General features: G+C 69.8%; 20 protein-coding genes. 2 read left to right on the plus strand and 18 right to left on the minus strand.

The annotated features are described in order from the left end of the window. Position 1: 1 nt before the first annotated feature. Both F787_RS0112315 and F787_RS0112320 read right to left on the minus strand, forming a co-directional pair. Positions 2–946, minus strand: a complete 945-nt coding sequence (locus tag F787_RS0112315; protein WP_028492368.1) for an isoaspartyl peptidase/L-asparaginase family protein — start codon at positions 944–946, stop codon at positions 2–4. Beyond that, positions 943–2,301 carry a sialidase family protein gene (locus tag F787_RS0112320; protein WP_018870495.1) on the minus strand — a complete coding sequence of 453 codons (1,359 nt, stop codon included), beginning with the start codon at positions 2,299–2,301 and terminating at the stop codon, positions 943–945. The genes F787_RS0112315 and F787_RS0112320 overlap by 4 nt, the downstream gene beginning before the upstream one ends. A 143-nt stretch (positions 2,302–2,444) precedes the next feature. On the opposite strand from F787_RS0112320, the gene F787_RS0112325 reads away from it, so the two are divergent. After that, on the plus strand, positions 2,445–3,908 hold the full coding sequence (locus F787_RS0112325; RefSeq protein ID WP_028492369.1) for an amidase: 1,464 nt from the start codon (positions 2,445–2,447) through the stop codon (positions 3,906–3,908). Here F787_RS0112325 and F787_RS0112330 read toward each other — a convergent pair. From F787_RS0112330 to F787_RS0112340, 3 genes are all read right to left on the minus strand, one after another. Next, positions 3,857–6,622: a cation-transporting P-type ATPase gene (locus tag F787_RS0112330; RefSeq protein ID WP_028492370.1), complete on the minus strand. Its 2,766-nt coding sequence runs from the start codon at positions 6,620–6,622 to the stop codon at positions 3,857–3,859. The genes F787_RS0112325 and F787_RS0112330 overlap by 52 nt on opposite strands. Before the next feature lie 87 nt (positions 6,623–6,709). Continuing rightward, positions 6,710–7,438 (minus strand): cellulose biosynthesis protein BcsS, encoded by a 729-nt coding sequence (gene bcsS / locus F787_RS0112335; RefSeq protein ID WP_028492371.1) that lies wholly within the window; start codon positions 7,436–7,438, stop codon positions 6,710–6,712. Next, entirely contained in the window at positions 7,399–9,672 is a 2,274-nt protein-coding gene (locus tag F787_RS0112340) for a glycosyltransferase (RefSeq protein WP_042805939.1), read from the minus strand. Before F787_RS0112340 ends, bcsS begins: the two co-directional genes overlap by 40 nt. 296 nt (positions 9,673–9,968) lie before the next feature. Here F787_RS0112340 and F787_RS0112345 point away from each other — a divergent pair, with 296 nt between their 5' ends. Beyond that, the gene (locus F787_RS0112345) at positions 9,969–10,868 is read left to right on the plus strand and encodes an alpha/beta hydrolase (protein WP_028492373.1); all 900 of its coding nucleotides are present in this window, start codon (positions 9,969–9,971) and stop codon (positions 10,866–10,868) included. Between the two features lie 35 nt (positions 10,869–10,903). Here the strand turns inward: F787_RS0112345 and F787_RS0112350 are convergent, their stop codons facing one another. From F787_RS0112350 to F787_RS0112410, 13 genes are all read right to left on the minus strand, one after another. Next, a complete protein-coding gene (locus F787_RS0112350; protein ID WP_028492374.1) occupies positions 10,904–12,619 on the minus strand; it encodes a complex I subunit 5 family protein in 1,716 nt (571 codons plus the stop codon). Continuing rightward, positions 12,616–14,154, minus strand: coding sequence for a complex I subunit 5 family protein (locus F787_RS0112355; protein ID WP_028492375.1), 1,539 nt, complete (start codon positions 14,152–14,154; stop codon positions 12,616–12,618). The genes F787_RS0112350 and F787_RS0112355 overlap by 4 nt, the downstream gene beginning before the upstream one ends. Continuing rightward, on the minus strand, positions 14,151–15,647 hold the full coding sequence (locus tag F787_RS0112360; protein ID WP_028492376.1) for a proton-conducting transporter membrane subunit: 1,497 nt from the start codon (positions 15,645–15,647) through the stop codon (positions 14,151–14,153). Before F787_RS0112360 ends, F787_RS0112355 begins: the two co-directional genes overlap by 4 nt. Further along, positions 15,644–15,991 carry an NADH-quinone oxidoreductase subunit K gene (locus F787_RS0112365; RefSeq protein ID WP_028492377.1) on the minus strand — a complete coding sequence of 116 codons (348 nt, stop codon included), beginning with the start codon at positions 15,989–15,991 and terminating at the stop codon, positions 15,644–15,646. The genes F787_RS0112360 and F787_RS0112365 overlap by 4 nt, the downstream gene beginning before the upstream one ends. Beyond that, positions 15,988–17,028 (minus strand): hydrogenase subunit MbhD domain-containing protein, encoded by a 1,041-nt coding sequence (locus F787_RS0112370; RefSeq protein ID WP_028492378.1) that lies wholly within the window; start codon positions 17,026–17,028, stop codon positions 15,988–15,990. The genes F787_RS0112365 and F787_RS0112370 overlap by 4 nt, the downstream gene beginning before the upstream one ends. Further along, a complete protein-coding gene (locus F787_RS0112375; RefSeq protein ID WP_019022410.1) occupies positions 17,025–17,321 on the minus strand; it encodes a monovalent cation/H(+) antiporter subunit G in 297 nt (98 codons plus the stop codon). Before F787_RS0112375 ends, F787_RS0112370 begins: the two co-directional genes overlap by 4 nt. Then, positions 17,311–17,670: a monovalent cation/H+ antiporter complex subunit F gene (locus F787_RS0112380; protein WP_018870483.1), complete on the minus strand. Its 360-nt coding sequence runs from the start codon at positions 17,668–17,670 to the stop codon at positions 17,311–17,313. Before F787_RS0112380 ends, F787_RS0112375 begins: the two co-directional genes overlap by 11 nt. Next, complete coding sequence (locus F787_RS0112385) at positions 17,667–18,215, minus strand: Na+/H+ antiporter subunit E (protein ID WP_028492379.1); 549 nt, start codon at positions 18,213–18,215, stop codon at positions 17,667–17,669. The genes F787_RS0112380 and F787_RS0112385 overlap by 4 nt, the downstream gene beginning before the upstream one ends. Before the next feature lie 44 nt (positions 18,216–18,259). Continuing rightward, positions 18,260–18,850, minus strand: coding sequence for an invasion associated locus B family protein (locus F787_RS0112390; RefSeq protein ID WP_231373441.1), 591 nt, complete (start codon positions 18,848–18,850; stop codon positions 18,260–18,262). 59 nt (positions 18,851–18,909) lie between these two features. Continuing rightward, entirely contained in the window at positions 18,910–20,019 is a 1,110-nt protein-coding gene (locus tag F787_RS0112395; protein ID WP_028492381.1) for a response regulator, read from the minus strand. After that, positions 19,997–21,838, minus strand: a complete 1,842-nt coding sequence (locus F787_RS0112400) for a PAS domain-containing sensor histidine kinase (RefSeq protein ID WP_028492382.1) — start codon at positions 21,836–21,838, stop codon at positions 19,997–19,999. Before F787_RS0112400 ends, F787_RS0112395 begins: the two co-directional genes overlap by 23 nt. After that, positions 21,835–22,401 (minus strand): molybdopterin-dependent oxidoreductase, encoded by a 567-nt coding sequence (locus tag F787_RS0112405; RefSeq protein ID WP_028492383.1) that lies wholly within the window; start codon positions 22,399–22,401, stop codon positions 21,835–21,837. Before F787_RS0112405 ends, F787_RS0112400 begins: the two co-directional genes overlap by 4 nt. A 159-nt stretch (positions 22,402–22,560) precedes the next feature. Then, positions 22,561–23,382, minus strand: an 822-nt coding sequence (locus tag F787_RS0112410; protein WP_028492384.1) for an autotransporter outer membrane beta-barrel domain-containing protein, incomplete at its 5' end; no start/stop codon positions are given.

The raw sequence follows: 23,382 nt of genomic DNA on the forward strand, positions 1-23,382 counted from the left end.
GTCAACGGGCAGGCGGGAGGGGCGGGGGCTCGACGCCGGTACGGGTCGGCCCTCCGTGTTCGATCCAGCCGTGGAGCATGCGCGGGGTGGTGGTGCCGGCCGCGCAGCGCCCGGCATGGTCGATCGCGATGGCCCCGCCGTAGCCGCCGATCCGTTCGTGCAGGTGCTGCAGGCTTGTGCTCAGGGCCTCGCGGGCGTCCAGACCGAGGTGGCGGATGCGGTCGGCCAGGTCCCTGGCGAAGACGCTGCGCAGGAAATCCTCGCCGTGCCCGGTGGCGGAGATGGCGGCGGTGGCATCGTCCGCGTACAAGCCCGCGCCGGGGATGGGCGAGTCGCCGACCCGGCCCGAGCGCTGGCCGGTCATCCCGCCGGTGGAGGTGGCCGCGGCCAGATGGCCGTGGCGATCGCGCGCGACCGCGCCGATGGTTCCGGGCGCGGGCTCGTCATGATCCAGCGTGACCTGGCCCCGGCGCAGGGCGCGTTCCAGCTGTTCCCGCCGCTGCGGGGTGATCAGGGTGTCTTCGTCCACCTGCGGCATCCCGATCTCGCGGGCGAAGGCGGCGGCGCCGTCCGCGACCAGTAGTACGTGTTCTCCGTCTTCGAGGATTGCCCGCGCCAGGTGGACCGGGTTGGCGATGCCGCGAACCGCCGCGACGGCCCCCGCAGCGAGAGCCGCGCCATCCATGATCGCGGCGTCCAGCTCCACGGACCCCTCGCGGGTCAGAGCGGCGCCGGTGCCGGCGTTGAACAGGGCATCGTTCTCGAGCCGCGCTGCGCAGTACTCAACGGTATCCAGGGCGCGTTCGCCCCGCGCCAGACGCTCGCGGCCGGCCTCCAGAATCCCCTGCAGCGCGGCGTGATACGCCTCGGCGGCCGCCGCGTCCTGCACTTCGCGCAGCGCCCCCGCGCCGCCGTGGATCATCAGTGAGTAGGCCCCGGATGTCATTGTTCCTCCTCGATCTGGCCGCGAATCAGCAGGATGTCGCTGTGCTGGCCGGGCATGAAGCGGCTCCGGGCCACCGCGATCTCGCCGTAGCGGTTGACCGCCAGACGTCGTTTCAGCTGCCCCTGCAGCCCGCCGCTGTAGGGCGTGTCCAGCGTGCCGGGGACCGGTTCGACGGGACCGAAGGCCGCGGATTCCCGTGGCGCGTGGGTGAATGCCAGGCCCCGGGGGCGATCCGTCGGATGGGGGTAGCGCTGCCACACCAGATACAGGCGGTGGTCGTCCTGCGCCAGTGTGGGAAAGCTGCCGGGCCAGTCGTCGGCGTCCAGGCGGGACGGTGGCGCGAACTCCAGCGTGTCGGCCTCCGCCCGGCTGACATGCAGCCGGCGATGGTGGGGCTGGCGATAATCCTCCAGGTCGTTGGCCGGGATCGCCCCGAAGGCCAGGTGAACCACGCCGTCCGTGTCCACTACCAGCGACGGCGCGTCGGCATGGCCGGGGTGTTCCAGCGCGGTGGCCGGTGCGGAAAAGCCTTCGTCCGCATCGTCCGAGAAGGCGATGCGGATGTCCGCCTGCGGGCGGTCGCCCTTTGCCCAGGCCAGCAGCATGCGACCGGACGGCGCCTGCGCGAGCGCCGGGGCGCGTGCCGGCGCGTCGCCATCCGGGTTCACGGTGACCGGATCGGTGAACGCGTCGCCCGCGTCCGTGGAGCGGGCGACGCGCAGCGGCCCCCGGTACTCGGTCCAGGCGGCGATCACCTCGTCGTCGGCCCCGAGCAGCAGGTCCAGGCTGCCGTTGTCCCAGCGGTGCGCGGTGATGCGGCCCTTGCCGGCCCCGTCACGCGAGCGGGAAAGATTCCTGTGGTCCTCGAAGCTGCGACCGCCATCGTGCGATCGGGCGTACAGGATCTCGCCGCCGTGGTCGCCTCCTGTGAACAGGATCTCCTGCCACAGCAGATGCACGGTAAAGCCGTCGGGGTCCTCCGGATCCGGCTCGATCGCGACCCGCGGCAGCCAGGAGAAGGTGTCCGGCTCCCCGCCGATGCGCGTGGGACGGTCGAAGATCGCATGGCCCTCGCGGTCATAACGCTGCAGGAACAGGGCCTGTTCCGCCTGGTCGGTCCAGACGACCACCACCTCGCCGTGGTCGTTGATGGCCACCGAGGCGTCATCGACATAACGGAAGTCCGAATCGTTCATGCGCCAGGGGCCACGCCAGGCCTCGCCGCGCGCGACCTCGACCGGTTCCTCCCAGACTACCGTCGCCGCGTTATCGTCTGCCGGTGCGGGCAGCCCCCACAGGGCCAGGGCCAGTACGCAAAGCGTTCCCGGGGTCTGTCGGTATCGGGCCTGCAGCATGTGACCTCCGGTGACCGTTGTTCCGGATCGACTCCCGTAAGACCACGTACGGCCGGGCCAGGATCCGTACCGATGGCCCGGTGGGCTGCCGGGGACAGCGGATACCCGTAACATCGCGGTCGGGTACGTGCCGGGAGCCGCGGATGGATTTCGAAGAGTATCGGCGAATGGATGCGATGGCCATGGCGGCGGCCGTCGCCGACGGGCAGACTACGGCGCGGGAGCTGCTGGAGTGCGCCCTGGCGCGCACGGATGCCGTGAACCCGGAACTCAATGCGGTGGTGGCCCGCCGCGATGCCAGGGCTCGCGAGGAGGCGGAGGCCGATCCGCCGGCCGGGCCGTTCGCCGGCGTTCCGTTCCTGGTGAAGGACCTGTTTCAGGAGCTGGCCGGCGAGGGCAGCGACCGGGGCTGTCGTGCGCTGCGGGATGCCGGCGCGAGTGCGGAGGTCGAAGCCGGGATCACCCGCCGCTGGCGGGCGGCGGGGCTGGTGGTGTTCGGCCGGACGAACACCCCGGAGTTCGGCGCCCGGTCGGTGACCGAGCCCGTGGTCCACGGCCCGGCCCGCAACCCGTGGGATCCGGCGCTTTCGCCGGGCGGTTCCAGCGGGGGCGCGGCCGCGGCCGTGGCCGCCGGCATCGTCCCCGTGGCCGGGGCCAACGATGGCGGTGGTTCGATCCGCATCCCCGCCTCGCATTGCGGGCTGTTCGGGTTCAAGCCGGGGCGGGGGCGTACCCCTGTGGGTCCGGCGTTTTCCGAATGGATGCACGGCGCCGCGGTGCATCATGTGATCTCCCGCAGCGTGCGCGACAGCGCGGCACTGCTGGATGCCGCGCTCGGGGGCTCGCCCGCACGGCCGTTTTCCGAGGCGGTGGCGGCCGTACCCGGTTCCTTGCGCATCGGGTATGCGACCCGTTCGCCCATCGGGATGCAGGTGCATCCTGAGTGCCATGCGGCCGTGGAGGGGACGGCCCGCCTGCTGGAGGGGCTGGGTCACCGCGTCGAGGAGGCGGAACCGGCGATCGACGGTCAGCAGCTGGCGCGCGACTGGCTGACCCTGTGGTTCGGCCAGGTAGCCGCGATGGTGGAGCGGGTGCGCCAGCGTACCGGTGCGGGTGCTGCGGGTTTCGAGCTCGAGACCCGGGTGATGGCGGCGCTCGGACGCTCGCTGTCCGCGGCGGATTACGTTGCCGCGCACGAGCGCTGGAACCGTTACCGGCACGCGATGCACGACTTCCACCGGCAATACGACCTGTACCTGACGCCCACGGTCGCACGGCCGCCGCCCCGCATCGGGGAGACCGCACTGCCCGGGTGGCAGCGCACGGTCCTGGAGGTCGTGCTGCGGTCGGGGACGCTCCCGCTGCTGCGGGCCTCCGGGCTGATCGAGCGCCTGGCTTGTGACGAGCTGGGACGGGTCCCGTTCACCCAGCTGGCCAATCTGACCGGCGCGCCGGCGATGTCGGTACCCCTGCACTGGACCCCGCACAACCTGCCCGTGGGCGTACAGTTCGTCGCACCGGTGACCGGCGAGGCCGGTCTGTTCAGTCTTGCCGGTCAGCTCGAGACGGTGTCGCCCTGGTTCGATCGGGTACCGGCCTTGCCCTGACCGTGCGGGTCGAACCCGCGGCGGCGCAGGATGGTTTTCTCGGTCTCGACCAGCACGAACAGGATCACGCCGAAGGCGAGGATGCGCAGCCATTCCTCGAGGCCGATGGCCGCGGTGCCGAACAGGAACTGCAGCGGCGGGGCGTAGGTGAACAGGCCCTGCAGCAGGATCAGCACGGCCACCGCGATCAGCACCGCGCGGCTGCCCAGCAGCCCGGCGCGGTTGAATACCGGTTCCAGGATGTAGCGGCTGTTGAACAGGAAGAACAGCTGCCCCATGACCAGGGTGTTGATCGCCACCGTGCGGGCGAAGTCGTCGGGGACACCCTGATGCTCCAGCCACAGGAAGTGGCCGAAGGTGCCGGCGACCAGCAGCACGGAGACGAAGGCCACCCGCCACAGCAGGAATCCGGACAGCAGAGGCGTACCCGGCGGTCGAGGCCGGCGCTGCATGACCCCCGGCTCGGTGGGCTCGAAGGCCAGCGCGAGGGCGAGGGTCACCGCGGTGACCATGTTGACCCAGAGCACCTGCACCGGGGTCAGGGGCAGGGTCAGTCCGAGCAGGATGGCGGCGACGATGGTGAAGGCCTGGCCGCCGTTGGTGGGCAGCAGGAACAGGATGGCCTTCTTCAGGTTGTCGTAGACCGTGCGGCCTTCCTCCACCGCGTTGGCGATGGAGGCGAAGTTGTCGTCCGCCAGCACCATCTCGGAGGCCTCGCGCGAGGCCTCGGTGCCCTTGATCCCCATGGCCACGCCGACATCGGCGCGCTTGAGCGCCGGGGCGTCGTTCACGCCGTCGCCGGTCATCGCGACCACCTGGCCGTTGGCCTGGATGGCGGTGACCAGGCGCAGCTTGTGTTCGGGGGTGGCGCGCGAGAACACGTCCACGTCGCGCACCTGTCGGCGCAGTTCCTCGTCGGAGGCGGCCTCGATCTGTTGCCCGTCCATCGCGCCGCCACGGGCGCGGATGCCCAGCTCGGCGGCGATGGCCTTCGCCGTCACCGCGTGGTCGCCGGTGATCATCTTGACCCGGATGCCGGCGTCGCGGCACTTGCGCACCGCCTCGATCGCCTCGTCGCGGGGCGGGTCGATGATGCCGAAGATCCCCACCAGGATCAGTCGCTGGTCTTCCAGATCCGAGTCCTGCAGTGCGGTCTGGCTGGCGTCGGTGGAACGGATCGCCACCGCCAGCAGGCGCTGCCCGCCGCGCGCGATGGCGTCGATCCGTTCGCGCCAGGCACGTTCGTCCAGCGGGCGTTCACCCTCCGGCCCCAGCTCCTTGCCGCACATGGTCAACAGCCTTTCCGGGGCCCCCTTGACGAAGATGCAGCCGTTGCCGTGATGGTCATGGTGCAGGCTGGCCATGTACTTGTAGGCGGAGTCGAAGGGGATGACGTCGGCCCGCGGGTGTTCGGCGCGATGCGACGCCGGATCCAGTCCGGCCTTGGCCGCCAGGGTCACCAGCGCGCCCTCGGTGGGCGCCCCCTCCATGAACCACTGGCCGTCGCGATGATGGAGTTCGGCGTCGTTACACAAAAGCCCCGCATGGATCGCCCGCGACAGCACCGCGTCCTCCTGCGGGTCGATCTCGGCTTCGTCGCGCGAGAAACCGCCGTCCGGGGCATAGCCGGTGCCCGAGACCGAGGTCACGCTGGTGGTGGTCACGATGGTGCGCACCGTCATCTCGTTGCGCGTGAGGGTCCCGGTCTTGTCCGAGCAGATGGTGGTGACCGATCCCAGGGTCTCCACCGCGGGCAGGCGGCGGATGATGGCGTTGCGCATGGCCATGCGCTGCACGCCGATCGCCAGGGTGATGGTCATGATCGCCGGCAGGCCCTCGGGGATCGCGGCCACCGCCAGGCTGACCGCCGCCAGGAAGGTCTCCACCAGGGCGTAGTCCCGCACCCAGTAGCCGAAGGCGAAGGTCAGCGCCGCGAGGCCCACGATGCCGACCGACAGCCACCGCCCGAACTGCGCGATCTGGGCCAGCAGCGGGGTCGTCAGCTTTTCGACCTCGCCCAGCATGGTGGTGATGTGGCCGATCTCGGTGCGTTCGCCGGTGGCCACCACCACGCCACGGCCCTGCCCGTAGGCGACCATGGTTCCGGAGAAGGCCATGTTGCGGCGATCCCCGAGGTCCGACTTTTCCGGGCCGGGCTCGGTCTCCTTGTCCACCGGCAGGGACTCGCCGGTCAGCACGGCTTCGTCCACGCGCAGGTTGTGCACGGAGAACAGGCGGAGGTCCGCCGGCACGCGGTCACCCGCGTTCAGCAGTACGATATCGCCCGGGACCAGCTCCTCGGCGGGGATGGTGCGCCGCTGGCCGTCGCGCAGCACCACCGCCTGAGGCGAGAGCATGTCGCGGATGGCATCCAGCGCCTTTTCCGCCTTGCCCTCCTGCACGAAGCCGATGATGGCGTTGATCAGGACCACCCCGAGGATCACCCAGGTGTCCAGCCAGTGATCCAGCAGCGCAGTGCCCACGGCCGCCGCGATCAGGATATAGATCAGGACATTGTGGAACTGGAGCAGGAAGCGCTTGAGCGGTCCGGCCTGCTCCGCTTCGGGCAGACGATTGGGGCCGTGTTTCTGCAGCCGCTCGCCGGCCTGATCCTGCGACAGCCCGTGGTCCGTGTGGCTCTTCAGCTCATCCGCGACGTCCCGCGCTTCGCGGGCATGCCAGTTCGAGGGCGACTGCTCCGGCTGGTCTTCCAATGCACTTCCCCTGTATGGCCCGTATCTGACCCGGCTCTCATCCTGCCGCGACGCGGGCGGGATGTCACCCGTGCCGGGCCGGCCGCGTCAGCGGAAGTGACGCACCAGTTCAAGCCCGAGGTAACCCCCGGAATCGCCACCGTCGCGGATCTGCTTGTGTCCGGTCTTCACGACCATGTCGAGGCCGGGGCGGACCTCGCGCATCTGCAGGGCCAGTCCGCGATGGACGGCGTCGTAGTCGCGGTCCCCGTGGAACAACACCTCCGGCCCGAGGTAGTAGCGGCTGTCGCCCAGTCGTCGCATCGCCCGGCCGCGGGTCCAGTAGGCACGGTCGGCCGGGGTGACGCTGACCCCGCCGGTGAGGATCCAGCGTTCGTCGATGATGCGCCCGGCATCCATGTCCAGGACCGCGCGCAGCCGTCCGCCGACCACGTCGCTGTCATCGGGCTCGGGGTCCAGTCGGGTGTGGTACCAGGCCGCCCCGACATAGGTACTGAGCCAGCCATCCTGTACCGGGAACTGGTAGCCCAGCGCGGCCGAGGCCCCGGTGGCCCGGCCTTTCACGGTGGTGTCGTTCTCGGGGTATTCGTACTGCGAATAGTCCACGCGATAGCGCTGCGCCCAGCCGTTGCCGAGCTCGCCGTCGTTGGGGATGATCGCGGTGGTATAGGCATAGCCACCGTCGAACAGACCCTCGACGCCGGCCAGACCCAGCCAGTCCGCGCGCGCGGGCAGGGCGAGTACGGCCAGCGGCAGGAGCAGGGCGGCCGCGCGGATCAGGCCGTGGTGGCGGTGGTGTCGGCGGGCTGCGGACATGGAGTCGTCTCCTCCTGAGGCTGGAGCTGATAGAGGTGGACCGGGCCATCGGCGGTGGCCAGCAGGCGCGACGGGCCGATGGTGGCCTGAAGCACGCGGGTCCCGGTGTTGTACGGACGGGTGTGGATCTCGATGGCGCCGCCGGCGATCAGCGGGCGGTTGACGAGCAGGTAGGAGACGCCATCCGGCAGCGCTTCCACGGTCACCACGCCATGGAAGACCTCGTCGTCATACTGCACCGGGAACCGGCACTCGCAGGCGCTCCAGTAGTGCACCGACGCGAGTTGACGGGCAAAGTCGGCGACCGGCGGGCGAGGTGCCTCCGTGGCTTCTTCCGGCGCCGGCGTGGCGCGCCGGCGTTCGGCCAGCCGCATCAGCGGGGTCCGCTGCTGTTCGCTGAAGCCCTGCACATGCCATTGCAGGTCGTTGCCGTGCAGGAAGGCCTCCAGGCGTTCGCGCGCGGAGTCGCTCATCGCCTCGAAATGCAGCCCGTGTACCCGGCTGAAGCGCTCGCCATCGGGCGCGGTCTCGCTGCGCGAGAAGCGCACGCGGGCCGACAGTTCCAGCGGGCCGCCGGGCAGATGCAGCTTCACGCTCAGGGGCGTGTCTTCGTCGCGTGCGCCGGGCAGCATGCCGTAGGCCCGGCAGCCGCCGGGCGAGAGGTCGTCCACGGTCAGCAGCCGGGGCGCCTGGTCGGGTGCGGTCAGCGACATGGCCACCGGGATGGGGAAACGGTATTCCGCGCGGTGGAAGCTCGCGTTGCGCGCGGTGTAGCGGAACAGCGAGACCGCGATCAGGATCAGCAGGCTGGCCCATAGCACGTTGGCGATCAGGGCATCACCCGGCAGGTGTGCGTGCAGGAAATACAGCGCAATGCCCGCCGGGATCGCGAGGGCGTTGAAGGCCAGGATGAACCACTGCACCCGCAGGGGCCGCGGTCCGGCACCGTCCTTGTGGCGGCTCTTGGGCGTCACGCGGAACGCGAGGTGCCGCCGGAACAGGCCCAGGGTCGCGCGGGCGAAGATCGCGAAGCGGGCGAAGTTGTACTGCTCGATGATGACGGTGCGCCCGTAGCCCCGCGTGAGCTCCTCAAAGGCCCAGAAGCTCAGCAGCATGTATGGCACGAACACCATCAGGAACTCCGTCACCGACACGCTGATCGGCAGGACGCCGGTGATCAGCACGATCGCCGGGATGGTGTAGAAGATCAGGCGCTGCCAGCCGTCGAAATAGGTCAGCATGCTGGCGAAGTAGTTCATCCGTTGCGGCCAGGTCAGACCCGGGTTGGTCAGTACCCGCTCCTGGCGCCAGACCTGCATGGCGCCCTGGCCCCAGCGCAGGCGCTGCTTGAGGAAGCCTTCCGGATCGATGGCCGCGATGCCGAAGGCCAGCGGCTCCGCGTGATAGATCGAGCGGTAGCCCCGTTCGTGCAGCCGGATCGAGGTGTGCAGGTCCTCCGTGACCGTGCCGGTGGCGAATCCGCCGATCTCGTCCAGGCAGCGACGCCGGGCGATGGCGCAGCTGCCGCAGAAAAACGCCGCGTTGTGCGTGTCCTTGCCGCGCAGGATCACGCGAAAGAACAGCGACTGTTCGGTCCACAGCTGCTTGCGGTCCGGATCCATGCGGTGCTGGTAGGAATCCAGGTTGTAGAAGTCCTGCGGCGTCTGCACGAACGCGAGATCCGGGTCGTTGAAATAGCCCAGGGTATTGGTCAGGAAGTGACGGTGCGGGGCGTGATCGGCATCGAAGATCGCGACGAAGTCGCCCTGCGCGTGGGCCAGCGCGTTGTTCAGGTTGCCGGCCTTGGCATGTTCGCCGTTCTCGCGCGCCAGGTAGTGACAGCCCAGACGTTCCGCCAGGGCCTTCATCTCCGGACGGTTGCCGTCGTCCAGCAGCCAGGTCTCGTGCGTATAATCCATGCGCACACAGGCCAGCAGGGTGCGCCGGACAACGGCCTCGGGCTCGTTGTAGGTGGGCACCAGGATGTCCACCTTGAGCCCCTCGGGCGCCGGCGGTGGCGTATGCACGCTCAGGCGCCAGTTCATGATCACGTGCATGACCATGGTCAGCACGCCGTAGATCTCGGCGCCGTACACCAGCCAGGAGAAGGCCAGAGCCTCGGGGTTGAGGGTGGTGAAACGCCAGATTAAATAGAACCCGGCGACCGCAAGGTAGAAAAGGATCAGGCCGCGCTGCGGGAAGGTCAGCGACTCGTATTCCGACGGGTGGTGCACAACACGCCTCGATGCTGTCGGAAGCCCTCCGACATGGACGCCCTGCCGGCCTTGATGGCCCGCGCAATCGGCGTCCGATATCCGACAGCTTCACATCGTGGCGCCGATGCCGCATGGCACCCGGCAACGGGTGCCATCAGGAAACCGGGTAGACCCGGGGTCGGATGACAACTCCGAGTATGCGGCCATTTGCGCGAACGTCAATACGTCCATGGCCGTCCGATCGAGGAATATTTGCGGGCCCTGCGGGGTCTTTGCCTGAGGCCCGCCCGAATCCCTGATCGCGGAGAATCACCATGCAAAAGACCCTTCCTGCCCTGACGGCGATGGCCGTGGCCCTGGGCGTCAGCCTGCCGGCCACCGCGGCCGAACGCGTCACCCTCGAACACGACGGCCTGAACCTGGTTGGGCATCTCGCCGAAGGCAGTGGCGCCGCGCCGGAGGACGGCGTGGTGCTGATGCTGCACGGCACCCTGGCCCACGGTCGCATGGAGGTGATGACCGCGGTGCAGGACCTGCTGGCCGAACAGCACGGACTCAACACCCTGTCGATCAACCTCAGCTTCGGGATCGACGAGCGCGAGGGGATGTTCGAGTGCGACGCCCCGGTGACCCATGGTCCCGAGGAACACATGGATGAACTGGGGGCGTGGCAGGAATGGCTGGCGGACCAGGGTTACGGACCGGTTACCCTGATGGGGCACTCCCGCGGCGGCAATCAGATCGCCCGCTACCTGACCGAGCGGGAACCGGACAACATCGCCGGCCTGACCCTGCTGGCGCCGGCCACCTTCGACGCCGATGAAAACGCCGAACAGTTCCTCGAGCAGACCGGCACCTCGCTGGACGAGGCCCTGGAAGCCGCGCGCGAACTGGCCGAAGCGAACGGGGACATGCTGGAGGATCACCGCTTCCTGCAGTGCGAGGCGCTGGAGGTCGCACCGCGGGCGTTCATCGGCTACTACGAGCCCGGCCCGCAGCACGACACCCCCAGCGTGATCGACGGTATCGGGACCGATACCCAGGTGATCATCGGCGAGGAAGACGACGTGGTGCCGGAGCTGCCCGACCGCATGGAGGCGCTGGAAGACGACGACCGGATCCGGGTGGATACAGTCCTCGGTGCCGATCACTTCTTCCGCGACTTCTTCGCCGACGATGCCGCCGACCTGATCGCGGAGTTCGTGCGCCGCTGACCCTCGCCCGGGGCACGGCGGGCCCGGACATCGCTTCAGGGTATCAGCGCCATCGCGGCGTAGAGGCCCAGCAGCGTCAGGCCGAACAGCAGTGCCACGCGGCCCCAGCGGGTCATCCTGAGCTCCGCCTGCAGCAGATCGTGCCGGGCGCTGCGTTGCAGATAACGCAGCCGCGCCCGTGTGCGCGGCTGCATGCGCATCTCGCGCAGCGGGCTCACCCGCGCATGCAGTTGCCGCGCGGCGTGGATCAGGGCGTTGGCCAGCACCGCTACATCCCCTTCGGGCACGCCGCGCAGACCCCGGTCACGCAGCAGCACCAGTCCTGCCGCGGCCAGCCCCAGCCCCAGTGCGATCGGCCACAGCAACGAAATGCCGGTCAGCACGGGCGGGTCCAGCTCCGGGGACAGCCAGCCCAGCAGTACCGCCAGCCCCGGCAGGATCAGCGACATCGTCGCCAGGCCGGCCCAGGGCAGCCAGCGGCCGGTGGCCTCGGGTGCCGTGCGCGTGGCGAGCTCCGCGCGCAGGCGCCAGAGAAAGCGCAGCACCAGCAGGGTGGTCCCGGTCGCGGCCAGGGTCAGCAGGGTGTCGGCCGGGCCCGCGGCATCCGGCGCCAGCGGGGCCTTGAGCCATTCCTTGGCCAGCGCGCCGCTGGTGAACGGCAGGCCGGCCAGCGACAGGCCCGGCAGCACGATCAGCGCCAGGGCCGCGTAGCGGGCCGCAGTGGCCGACGGCAGGCGTCCGGCGACATCCACCGCGAGGAACAGCGATCCCTTGGCCAGCCCGTGGTGCAGGGCGTACATCGCCACCGCGAACAGCAGCGGTTCGCGCATCGCCGGAAGTAGCAGCGCGAGCCCGACCCCGGTGGTCATCAGGCCCATCTGGCTGATGGAGGAGTAGGCCAGGATGGTCTTGGGGCGCGCCTGGAAGACCCCTGCCAGTGCCCCCAGAAAGGCCGCTGCCAGCCCCAGCCCGATCAGCACCTCGCCGAGCACGGCGTGGCCCGTGGCATCCAGCGGCAGCAGGCGCATCCAGCCCAGCAGCCCGGCCTTGATCATGGCGCCCGACAGCACCGCGCTGGCGGGTATCGGTGCGGCAGGATGGGCCAGTGGCAGCCAGAAGTGCACCCCGAGCATGCCGGCCTTGATGCCCAGGCCCAGCACCAGCAGCACCATCGCCGCGCCCTCGGGTCGTGCCGCGGCGATGGCCGCCAGCGCGGTCTCGCCGCCCGCCTGGTGGATGGCGAGCATAAGACCAGCGAACAGTGCGACCTCGCCGAACACCGACAGCACCAGATACAGCCGTGCGGCCATCCAGGCCTCGGTGCTGCGCTTGTGCACCACCAGGCCCCAGGCCGACAGGCTCATCAGCGAGAAGAACAGGTAGAACGACGCGGCGTCCTGCGCGAGGATCAGCCCCAGGTTGCCCGCCATCGACAGCAGGAAGAACACGAAGAATCGCCGCCGGGCGGGATCGTCCGCGCGTTCGTGCAGCGCGTGCAGCCCGGCGGCCAGCCACAGGCCGGCGGTCAGGACGAGGAAGATCCGGCCGAGCGGATCCAGCCCGAGCTCCACCCCGGTCAGCAGCCACGGCAGCGAGGCCTGCTTGCCCTCCGGGCCCAGCGCGGCCAGCAGCAGGGCAGGCAGCGCCGCCCAGGGCACCAGACGCAGCGGCGCGCGGCCCGGCCGCAGCGACAGCGCCGCGGCCAGCAGCAGCGGAAGCAGCGGCACCCCGAGCAGGATGAACGCGTTCATGGCGTTACCCCCGTGCCGTTCTCCATGTCACTGCCCGGCACCAGGACATATCCGCGTTCGACGATCCGTTCCACCCAGCCCAGCGGGCTCAGTTCCAGCCCGGCCAGCAGGCCCGGCAGCAGCGCCAGCACGGCCACGAACAGGGTCGGGAACAGCAACATCCAGTGGCTCTCGAAGCGCGTCTTGTGCGCTGGTGGCCGGGTCACCTCCGGTTCGGCCATCCATCCGGCGATGATGGGCGGCAGGAAATACGCCGCGTTGAGCAGGCTGCTCAGCGCCAGCACGCCGAGGATCCAGACCGCATCCCCCTCCAGCGCGCCCAGCCCCAGGTACCACTTGGAGATGAACCCGGCCAGCGGCGGCAGCCCGATCATGCCCAGCCCGCCAACCGTGAACGCCGCCATGGTCAGTGGCATGCGCCGGCCGACCCCGCGCATCTCTCGGATCTCGTGGATGCCCAGGGTCTCGGCGAAGTTGCCGGCACAGAAGAACAGCGTGATCTTGGTCAGGCCCTGATGCACCAGATGTACCAGTCCGCCGACCACCCCGAGCGGTCCGGCCAGCGCCACGCCCAGTGCGATGTAGGAAACCTGGCTGACCGTGGAGAACGCCAGCCGCTGCTTGATGTCGTGGGCACGCAGGGCCTGGATGGACCCGTAGATGATGGTCAGCGCGGCCAGCACCAGCAGCACGTCGGTCAGGTGCAGGGTTGCGGCCAGCTCCAGGCCGAACACGTCGTTCAGGGTGCGCACGAGACCGAAGGCCCCCGCCTTGACCACCGCCACCGCGTGCAGCAGGGCGCTGACCGGGGCCGGCGCGACCATCGCCCGCGGCAGCCAGGAATGCAGCGGGATCAGCGCCGCCTTGACCGCGAAGCCGGCGATCAGCGCCAGCCCGATGATCTGCAGGAGACCGTGCAGCTCGCCCGGCAGGTGCTGCAGGTAGCCGCCCGACTCGAACGGCTGCGAACCCGCCAGCAGGTTCAGCGCGATCACCGCGACCAGCAGCACCAGCCCGCTGGTGATGGTGTAGGCGAGATACAGCCGTCCCGCGCGCAGCGCCTCCGGGGTGCCGCGGTGGACCACCAGCGGCCAGGTGGCCAGGGTCAGGATCTCGTAGAAGATCACGAAGGTGATCAGGTTGCCCGACAGGGCGATGCCGACCGTCGCGCTCACGCACAGCGAGAAAAACCCGAAGAAGCGGCTGCGCCGCGGCGACCCCTCCAGATAGCCGATCGCATACAGAGTGGTCACGAACCACAGGATCGAGGACAGGGTCGCGAACAGCAGTGACAGGGCATCGGCGGCGAGCACGAAGTCCACGCCCGGCAGCAGCGTCAGGCCGAACTCGAAGGTCTCGCCCTGCTGCACCCCGAGGAGCAGCACCCCGACCAGTACGAGCTTGATCCCCGCCGCGCTCAGGTTCAGCAGGGTGCGCAGCCCGTGGCGTTCTTCCGGCAGGAAGAAGATCACCAGTCCCGGTACCAGCGAGCTGGCCAGGATCGCGAGCAGGAGCAGGCCGCCGTCGGCGTTCATGACACCCCCGCCGTGTGGCCGAGCAGATGCATTAGCGGTGCCCCGGCCAGACCCATGGCCGCCGCGCCCACGGCCAGGACCAGCGGCATCCACTGCATGCCGGCGGAGACCGGGACGCCGGGATCGCGCTCACCGCGGGCGAAAGCCGGTGCCACCATGCGCAGGATGTACGCAGTGGCCAGCAGGGACCCCAGCGCGACCATCACCACCCACAGCGCGGTCCAGATCTGCATGATGGCGGTGGTCTCCGCCGCGCCGTGCAGCCCCGCTTCCAGCAGCAGATACTTGGCCAGAAAGCCGCCGGTCAGCGGCAGCCCCATCAGCGAGATGCCGCCCAGGCCCAGGGCGAACACCGTGCGTCCGCGCGCCCGCAGCACCGGTCCCAGGGCATTCATGCGGTCGTGTCCCGCAGCCTTCTGGAGCGTTCCGGCGCCCATCAGCACCGCGGCCTTGGCCACACCGTGGGCGAAGGCGAAGAACACCACCACCGGCCACGCCGCCGGCTGCAGGATCAGGATGGGGAAGGCCAGCGCGATGTAGCCCATCTGCGCCACCGTGGAGTAGGCCGCCACGATCTTGAGTCGGGGTGCGCGCAGTGCCTGCAGCGAGCCCCAGAGGAGGGCCGCGCTGCCCAGCAGTCCCAGCAGCACGGCCAGCGCGGGGGTCCCCAGCGGCTCGAAGATCACCAGCCACAGCCGCAGGATCAGGTAGAACATCGCGGCCACCACCATGCCCGAGAGCATGCCGCTGACCGGCGCCGGCGCGCTGGCATGCGCGGTGGCCAGCCACACGTGCAGCGGGAACACCGCGGCCTTCATCAGCAGCCCGCCCAGCATCAGCGCGGCGGCCATGCGTTCGGTGGGGCCGTCTCCGGCCAGCGCGCCCAGCAGGGTCAGGTCCAGCACGCCGAACTCCCCGTACAGCAGCGCGGCCCCCAGCAGGAACGACAGCGAGCCGAGCAGGTTGATCAGCAGGTAGCGCATCGCCCCGGTCACCGCGTCGGTATCGCCGGTAAAGGCCACCAGCGCCACCGCGGACAGGCTGGCGATCTCCAGGGTGATGTACAGGTTGAAGGCATCGCCCGATAGCACCAGCAGGTTGAGCCCGCCCCACAGCCACAGCCACAGCGGCCAGAACTGTCGCTCTCCCGCGGTCGAGCGGATGTAGCCGCGGGCGTACAGGCTGCCGGCGAGGGCCACCAGCGCGTTCAGCAGCAGCATCGCCAGTGCCAGCCCGTCGAGGTGCAGGGTGACGCCCAGCGGTGCCTCCCAGCCGCCGAGACCGACCCGCACCGCGGGTGCGTCCATCCCCGGCGCGGCATCGAGGAACAGCCCGAGGGTCGCCAGCAGCCCGAGGATCGCCAGCGACAGACCCAGCAGCCCGATGCGCCGGGCCTGCCACGGCCAGGCGGAGGCGATCAGCGGCAGCCCCAGCGAGACCGCCGCCAGGGCCCCGGTCGCGAACACCAGGGACTCGGGCATGGCGGCGCTCACGGGTCTTCGGGGCGGTCGCCGCGGTGGGTTCTCAGTGGCCCGGGCAGCAGCACCGCATGGCCGGTCAGGCGCGCCAGATGCACCGTCAGCGCGAGGGCGAACGCGGTCGCGCTGACCGCCACCACGATCCCGGTGAGAGTCAGCGCCTGAGCCACCGGGTCGGGCGGGGCATCGCCGCGCGCGGCGATGCCGAGAAACACCATGAACACCCCGGAACCCATGATATTGATCGCGAGGATGCGCAGGATCAGGTGGCGCCGGCGGATCAGCCCGTGCAGGCCCAGCGCGAACAGCGCGGCGCCGCCGAAGGGGTACAGCGTGCCGGGGTCCAGGGATTCGATCATGTGTCCTCCCGCGGGGAACGTCCGCCAACGAACAGGGCGACCAGGGTGAGCGCGATGGACAGGGTCGCGCCGGTCTCGATGATCAGGATCAGGGGATAAGCCAGTTCGCGCGGCCAGCTCAGCAGCGCAGGGCCGGCGAACAGCCCCCAAAGCCCGATGGCGAGGAACAGCAGCGCCCCGGCCGTCACGCCGATACGCAGCAGCCGTGGGTCCGGGTCGGGCAGCGAGTGCGGACGCGCAAGGCTCATCAGTATCCCCGCCGCGCCCAGCACCGCGCCGGCCTGGAAGGCGCCGCCCGGGGCATGGCTCCCGGCCCACAGGAGATACACCCCGGTAACGATGGCCACCGGCAGCAGCAGCCGCACCGCCCCCGGCAGGACCGGCCCCGGTGCCGGGCGGGCGGGCAGCGCGTCATGGCGCCCCAGCGACCAGGCCCCCAGCCCGGCCAGCAGGACCATGGCCAGTTCCAGCAGGGTGTCCCAGGCGCGGAAATTCAGCAGCACCGCAGTGATGCCGTGGTCCACCCCGGAGACCTCCATGCGATCGGCCACCGTGGGTTGCAGGCCCGGGCCGTGTTCCTGCGTGGCCAGCGTTGCCATCAGCAGCAGGGCCAGGCCGACGGTCACCACCAGCGTGATCCAGCGTCCGCGTGCCGGGGTCGGGGCACAGCTCAGCGCCACACTGCCGGCACCCGGGTCGCGGGCGTCGCGGGCCTCCGCATCCGCGTTGCCCGTGTCGGATGCCACCGGATCCGGGGGCGGGCTCGGGCCCGCGTCCCCGCGGTGCGGGTTCATGATGTGCTTCAGCCGTTCCAGCGTGACCAGCAGCAGCGCCCCGGTGATGCCGGCCCCGATGGCGGCCTCGGCCAGCGCGATGTCCGGGGCCTCGAGCCGGACCCAGGCGATGGCCAGCAGCAGGCCGAAGGTGATGAACAGAACCACCGCGCGGAACAGATCGGTGCTGGCCAGACAGCGCCAGGCCACCCCCAGCAGTCCGGCCAGCAGGACGACGTCGAAGGCCAGCAGCGCTGCGTTCATTCGCGCCGCTCGAACTCGCCGTGGGTCCAGGTCCGCTGGGCGACCATGTGCGCGGCCGTGGCCCCGGCTGCGAGCACCAGCACCCAGATCAGCGCCAGCTTGAGGATCATCGCCGGGCCGTCGGCCTGCAGCATCAGCCCCAGCACCACCAGACCCAGGCCGAGGTTGTCGGCCTTGGTGAGTGCGTGCAGACGGGTATAGACATCGGGAAAACGCAGCAGCCCCAGGGTGCCGGCGGCGAAGAACGCGAGCCCCGCGAGCACCAGCACGGCGGTCAGCAGATCAGCGATCATGCGTCTTCTCCGTCGGGTTATGCCCCGGGTGATGCCCCGGGTCGTGCGGCGGCTCTTCTTCTACCGGGGTTTCGTGCATCGGCGTGCCCGCCGGCTCCGGCAGCCCGTGCTGGCGCACGAACGCGACGGCCGCCACCACCGCCAGCAGGGCGAACACCAGCGCCACGTCCACCAGCGCCGACTGGTCCAGGGCAAAGCCGAGCAGCAGCAGGATGCCGACCCCCGAGGTGCCGAACAGCTGGGCCGTGAGCATGCGGTCACCTGAGCCCGGGCCACGCAGCACGCGGATCAGCCCGAACAGGATGGTCAGCAGCAGGAACCCGGCGGCGGTGACCAGCAGCAGGTTCATCGGGCGCTCCCCGGAGGGTCAGGGTCGAGCCCGTAGAGCCGTGCGATGCGCCGCTCGAGTTCCATCAGCGTGGCTGCATTGTCGCTGCGGCCGTCCAGCAGGTGCAGGGTCATGCGGCGGCCCTCCAGGCGGACCGCCAGGGTGCCCGGCAGCAGGCTGAGCATGGACATGAACAGGGTCAGCGGCGGTCCGTGCGGCAGGCGCACATAATATGGCTCGAACGCGGGGGCCAGCGGCAGGCGCGGATGCACGGCCCGCCAGGCCACATCGATCCCGCCGAGCACGGAAGTGCGCAGGAAGAACCCGAGCAGGCCGGGCAGGGCGGTCGGGTTCAGGCGCAGGGCGCGCCCCGCGGGCAGCGCGAGCACGGCCCCCCCGGTCAGCGCGATGGCGAGCCAGGCGAACGGGTGCGCCAGCGCTGCGCCCCCGGCCAGCACCGCCCACAGCGCGGCCGCGGCAAGCATCGCCAGCAGCGCACGCAGCCACCCGGGCCGGCGGGCGCGCCGTACGGGCGGGTTCGAACTGGACTGGCGCGTGTCGTTCACGCCGTCATTGTAACGGCGCAGGGCGGCACCGCCAGAAGGTCGTCTCAGAGCCGATTACTGGCCGCAGTGAAGCCCATCAGGGAGACGTCAAAGACCAGCACCTGTTCCGACTGCAGCGGGCGGAAGCCCACGTTGAGTTCGCGGCCCCCGCGCAGTTCAGCCAGCATCTCGTCGGTCAGCTCGGTGGCCGCCACGCAGCCCTGCTGGATGCAGGTGACGAAGCCGGCATTGCGTTCTTCGCCCTCGTCGACCTGCATGACGATGCCCGGACGCAGATCCACGCCCAGCGGCAGCAGCAGTTCCATCACGTGTCGGTCACCTTCGCTCCGTACCGTGGTCTGCAGATAGGGCCCCTGCTGGCCCTGGTTTTCCACCTGGAGGGTCTGCTGCATCTGGCAGAACTCGCCGCCGTCATCCAGCTCCCAGCAAAGGCTTTCCCAGTCCTGGTGGGTGGTCACCTCCGGTTCCTGCTGTACCGGCTGCGGCGCCTGGGCCGGTGCCTGGCCCGGCGCCGGGGCCGGCTGCTGGGCCTGCTGCCCCGAGGCGATGGTCGGCGCCAGTGCTACCAGCGCGCCGAGCATCACTGCGGGGCGAACAAAGGAAAAGAACAACGAAGGATGCGAGGTCGATAACATGCAACGGCTCCTGATTGATTAAGAGGATTTTACGTCATCCAGTAAGGGGCGGCCCGGGCTCATTCCACGGCGAGGGTCATGGAGCCGGCCAGCACCAGGGCGACGAGCTCGGCCTGGCGATGGGTGTCGGTCTTCTGGAACAGGTTGCGCAGGTGGAAGGTGACGGTGGTATTCGACACGTCCATGCGCCGGGCGATGTCGGCGGTGCGCCAGCCGTCGGCCAGGGCCAGGGCGATACGGGCCTCGGTGGGGGTCAGGTCGAACAGGCGGGCCAGGACGTCTTCCGGCAGGCGGGCGCGCCGTTCGGGGTCGGACAGGAGGATCACGGCCGCGGGCTCCTCCTCCCCGGCCTCCCGCCCGGCCGGATCGCTGCCCCCGGGCAGGGGATAGATCATCGCCAGGAGTTCGCGCCGGTGGCCGTCGCGCGGCAGGCGCATGCATTCAATGGCGTCATCGGCGGCCGGTTCTTCGGCGAGGACCCGGCGCAGGGCCTCGCGCAGGCGCCGGTCGTCCTCGGAGTGTACCGGCTCCGGCGGGCGTCCTTCCTGCAAGGTCAGTGCGTCGCCGGCCATGCGCCGCGCCGCGCGGTTGGCCAGCAGCACGCGGTTGCCGTGGTCGAGCAGGACGACCCCGGGAGCGACCGGATCCAGGGCGCGCGCCGCGAACTCCAGGCTGCGGCGTCCCTGATCCCGGCTCTGGCCGAGTCCACCGAGGGTACGGCGCAGTTCGGCGAACTCGTCCTCTTTCTTCTGGCGCATGCGCCGCACCTGGCGCAGGCGGGCCTCCACGGTCGCCAGCAGCAGGTCGAAGTCTACCGGCTTGACCAGATAGTCGTCGGCGCCCGCGCGTTTGCCATCGACCACCTCGCGCGGGTCGGACAGCGCGGTGAGGAACACGAACGGGGTGTCCGCCAGTTCCGGGCCGCGTTCGCGCACCGCGGCCAGCAGTTCGTAGCCGTTCATGCCCGGCATGTTGATGTCGCACAGGATCAGGTCGGGGTGTACGGCGTCGATCTGCTCCAGGGCCTCGTCGCCGTGGGCCGCCTCGATGGCGACATGACCCGCCTCGCTCAGTTCCTCGCAGATGTCCCGGCGCAGCAGGGCTTCATCCTCGGCGCAGAGGATGCGTGCGGCCGGGACGGCGGCATCATTCGGTGTGCTGTGGTTCATCCGGATCCTGTCCTCGCGGGAGTTCCAGCGTGAATGTAGACCCTTCCCCTTCGCGGGAACGGACGGTCAGGTCGCCGCCCTGGGTGCGCGCGAGCTGGCGGGCGATGCCCAGGCCCAGACCGATGCCGGTATGGCGGGCGGCATTGCGGGCACGGAAGAAGCGGTCGAACAGCCGCGCCTGGTCTTCCTCGGGGATGCCGATCCCGTGGTCCGTGACGTGGCAGGTGATCTTCTCCGGTTCGGCGCGCAGCTCAACCTCGATGGACGCGGTCTCGGGCGAGTATTTTCCCGCATTCGACAGCAGGTTGGCGAGGATCTGCTCGACCAGCGCGCGGTCGCAGCGCGCCATGACCGGTCCATCCGGGGTAACGCTCAGATGTACCGGATTGTCCGGGGTGATCTGCCGCTGGGTTTCGATCGCCTGTTCCACCAGCGGGCGCAGGTCGCAGGGGCGGGTGGATGCCGATACGTGGCCGCCCTCCAGGCGCGCCGAGGTCAGCGCGTTCTCGATCAGCCGGGTCATGTGGGCGACGGTGTCGCGCAGCTGGCGGTAGCGCGCCTCGCGGGTTTCGCGGTCCATGGACTCCCCGCGACGCAGCAGGCGCTGCAGCCCCGAATCGATGATCGCCAGCGGGGTGCGGAACTGGTGCGAGGCCATCGCCGCAAAGCTGCGGTAGAACTCGCTGACGCCGCGTTCGCGCTCCAGCGAATGCTCGAGACTGCGCGCGGCGTCCTTGTAGCTGGTGATGTCGGCCAGACGCAGCACCTGGCCACCGTCATCGGTGCGGCGCAGGGTCATCTGGACCCAGCCGCGACCGGGGACTTCCAGATCGTACTGCGCACCGTCGTCCGCGGTGATCTCCTCCGGGTCGCCGTGTTCGGTGTCCGGCCGGGTGACGGCGCGGATGCGGTCGAGCAGGGTGTCCAGCGTCTGCCCCTCTTCCAGGGCCCCGTCCGGCAGCGGCAGCAGGCTGGCGAACTGCGGGTTGACCAGGATCAGGCGGTCATCGGGGTCGAACGCGGCAAAGCCGTCGGGCGCGGTGTCGATGGCGTCCACCACGCGCCGGCGTTCGGCTTCCAGGTCGCGGGTGCGGTTGCGGACCTCGATCTCCAGCCGGTCACGGTGTGCGGCCAGCGCCTCCTGTGCGTGGCGCCGTTGCCGCAGGGCATTCATCAGGAGGGCGGTCAGCAGGATCCCGGTGACCAGGATGCCGATCATCATCACGATGGCCTGGATCAGACTGGCGCGGTGTTGATCCAGGCGTTCCCCCGTGCTCTCCCATTCCTCGATCATCACCGCGTTGGCGATGCGGTTGAGTGCCGACATGAGGGGCTTGAGTTCGGCATGGATCGCGTGGGCCGCCTCGACGTTGTCGGGGGCGACGTCGTCGATCATCGGCTCGATGCGCTCCAGATGCTCGAAGGTGCCGTCCAGTGTTTCTTCCAGCCCGATGTCCTTGACGTAGCGCCGCTGTGGCCCGGCATCCAGCAGGACCAGGCGGCTGGTGAGGACGTCGTAACGCAGGCCGGGGCGGGCATCCGCGTCCCCCAGGGTCCGTCGGTGGACTTCCTCGTCCAGGCGGTGACTGGCGACCTGCGCCTGGGCGGTGACCCACAGCATGTTCTCGTCCACGTTGCTGCGCATGTCCTGCTCCACGTCGTGCAGGCGCATCAGCGACACCGTCAGGAAGATCGCGAAGGTAAGGACCGCGAGCACCGGCAGCACATACGTCGAGACACGGCGCAGGCTGGGGACGGCCGAGGGATCCGGGGCATGGCCACGCTCGGGTGCGGGCTCGCGGGCCGGGCGCGCGATCATCGCACCTCCAGGTGCTCCAGCTGCCAGACCCAGCGGTAGTCGTAACGGATGTCGTCCAGCTCGGCGTGATCGTCGCGCGGGTAGACGATCCACAGCGGACCCTTGTCGCGCGGGGTCAGGGCCTCGCCATCCCGGGTATGCGCGACGACCACGTCATAGTCGTGGAAGTCCTCCATCGGGATGTCGACGATGTAGTCGTTCAGGGCCGTGGCCACCACCTCGTCACCCTCCGCACCGAGAGCCTCCAGCAGGTCGCGCATCAAAAAGCCCTCGAAGTGGTTGACCCCGTCGGTGACCACCGTGGAGGTCTCCAGTTCACGCTCCGGGAGGCGGTCCAGCATCGCCCGGTCCAGCAGGGCCCGGTCGCCATCATTGGCGTGTTCGATGGCCCCCTCGACCCGCAGAATCACCTCGCCCTCGGGGTCGTCCATGGGGTCGAAGCCGGCGACGGAATCGTCGGGTTCGGCAGCCACGGGACTGAGGGGCAGGAACAGAAGCATGGCCACCAGGGCAGAAGGGAGATGCGCGGGTGCGCTGAACGGGTGAATTCGGGTGACGGACATGAAAAACCTCCGGACGGATGGCAACCACCAGTTCGGAAGCAGTGTCGCGCGAAATGCTCCCTTATGGAAGCAGGGGGCATTGAGCACACCCCGCATTATGCGCAAGCCCGGATGGAATGGCCCCCTCCGTTCGGAGGGGGCTGCGGCCTGCGGGGGGCCTTACCAGTTGCGTCGGAAGGTCAGGCCGATGGCGTGGAGGTCGTCGGACGAGGCGATTTCGCCCTGGTAGCCGACGTTGAGGAAGGAATCCGCGTTGAGGCGGGCATCCAGCCCGGCGGCGACGCGCACGCGATCCCGGCTGAGGCGCGGGCCCTCGATGGTGAAGCGCGTGGCGGTGTCGGCCGCGAAGGCGGTGTCCATGCGGCTGGAGCGGTCACCGTGCTCGTGCACCCATGCGGCTTCGGCATAGGGGGCGACCCAGCCGCCGGTGGTCTCGAACGCCTGATCGAAGCGCACGCCGGCCTGGCTGCGCAGCGAGTACTCGCTTTCGCGGTTCACATCCAGGTTGGCGGCTCCGGCGCCGGATTCGGAGAACCCGCTGCGGCGCAGGTATTCGTAATCCAGTCCGCCAAACGGGGTCAGCCGGGCTGTGTTGCCGATCTCGAAGGTATAGCCACCCTCGGCCCGCATGCCCACGCCACGCGCGGAGTAATCGGCTTCGGCCGTCTGCCCGACGGTGTCGACGAAGCGTTCGGTGTCGGTGCGGTGATAGGCCATGCCGACGCTTCCGCGGGCGTAGAGCGCATCGCGCTGCCATCCGCCGTAGGCGGCGAGGTGGATGGAGTCGACGTCGATGTCGCCCCCGGCGGTGTCGCCGCGGTTGCGGGTGTACCCCATGGCCGCACCGAGATGGAGTTCTTCGGAAACCGGGGCATCAAAGCCGACCGTGAGTCCGGTGAAGCGATAGTCGGCGCCGCTGGCGTTGGTGGTGTCGTCGATGTCACCGCGGCCACCTTCGGCATTGACCCACCAGCCCCGCGA

It is taken from the genome of Thioalkalivibrio sp. ALE19, from assembly GCF_000428605.1.
In the GTDB taxonomy this organism is placed as follows: Bacteria; Pseudomonadota; Gammaproteobacteria; order Ectothiorhodospirales; family Ectothiorhodospiraceae; genus Thioalkalivibrio.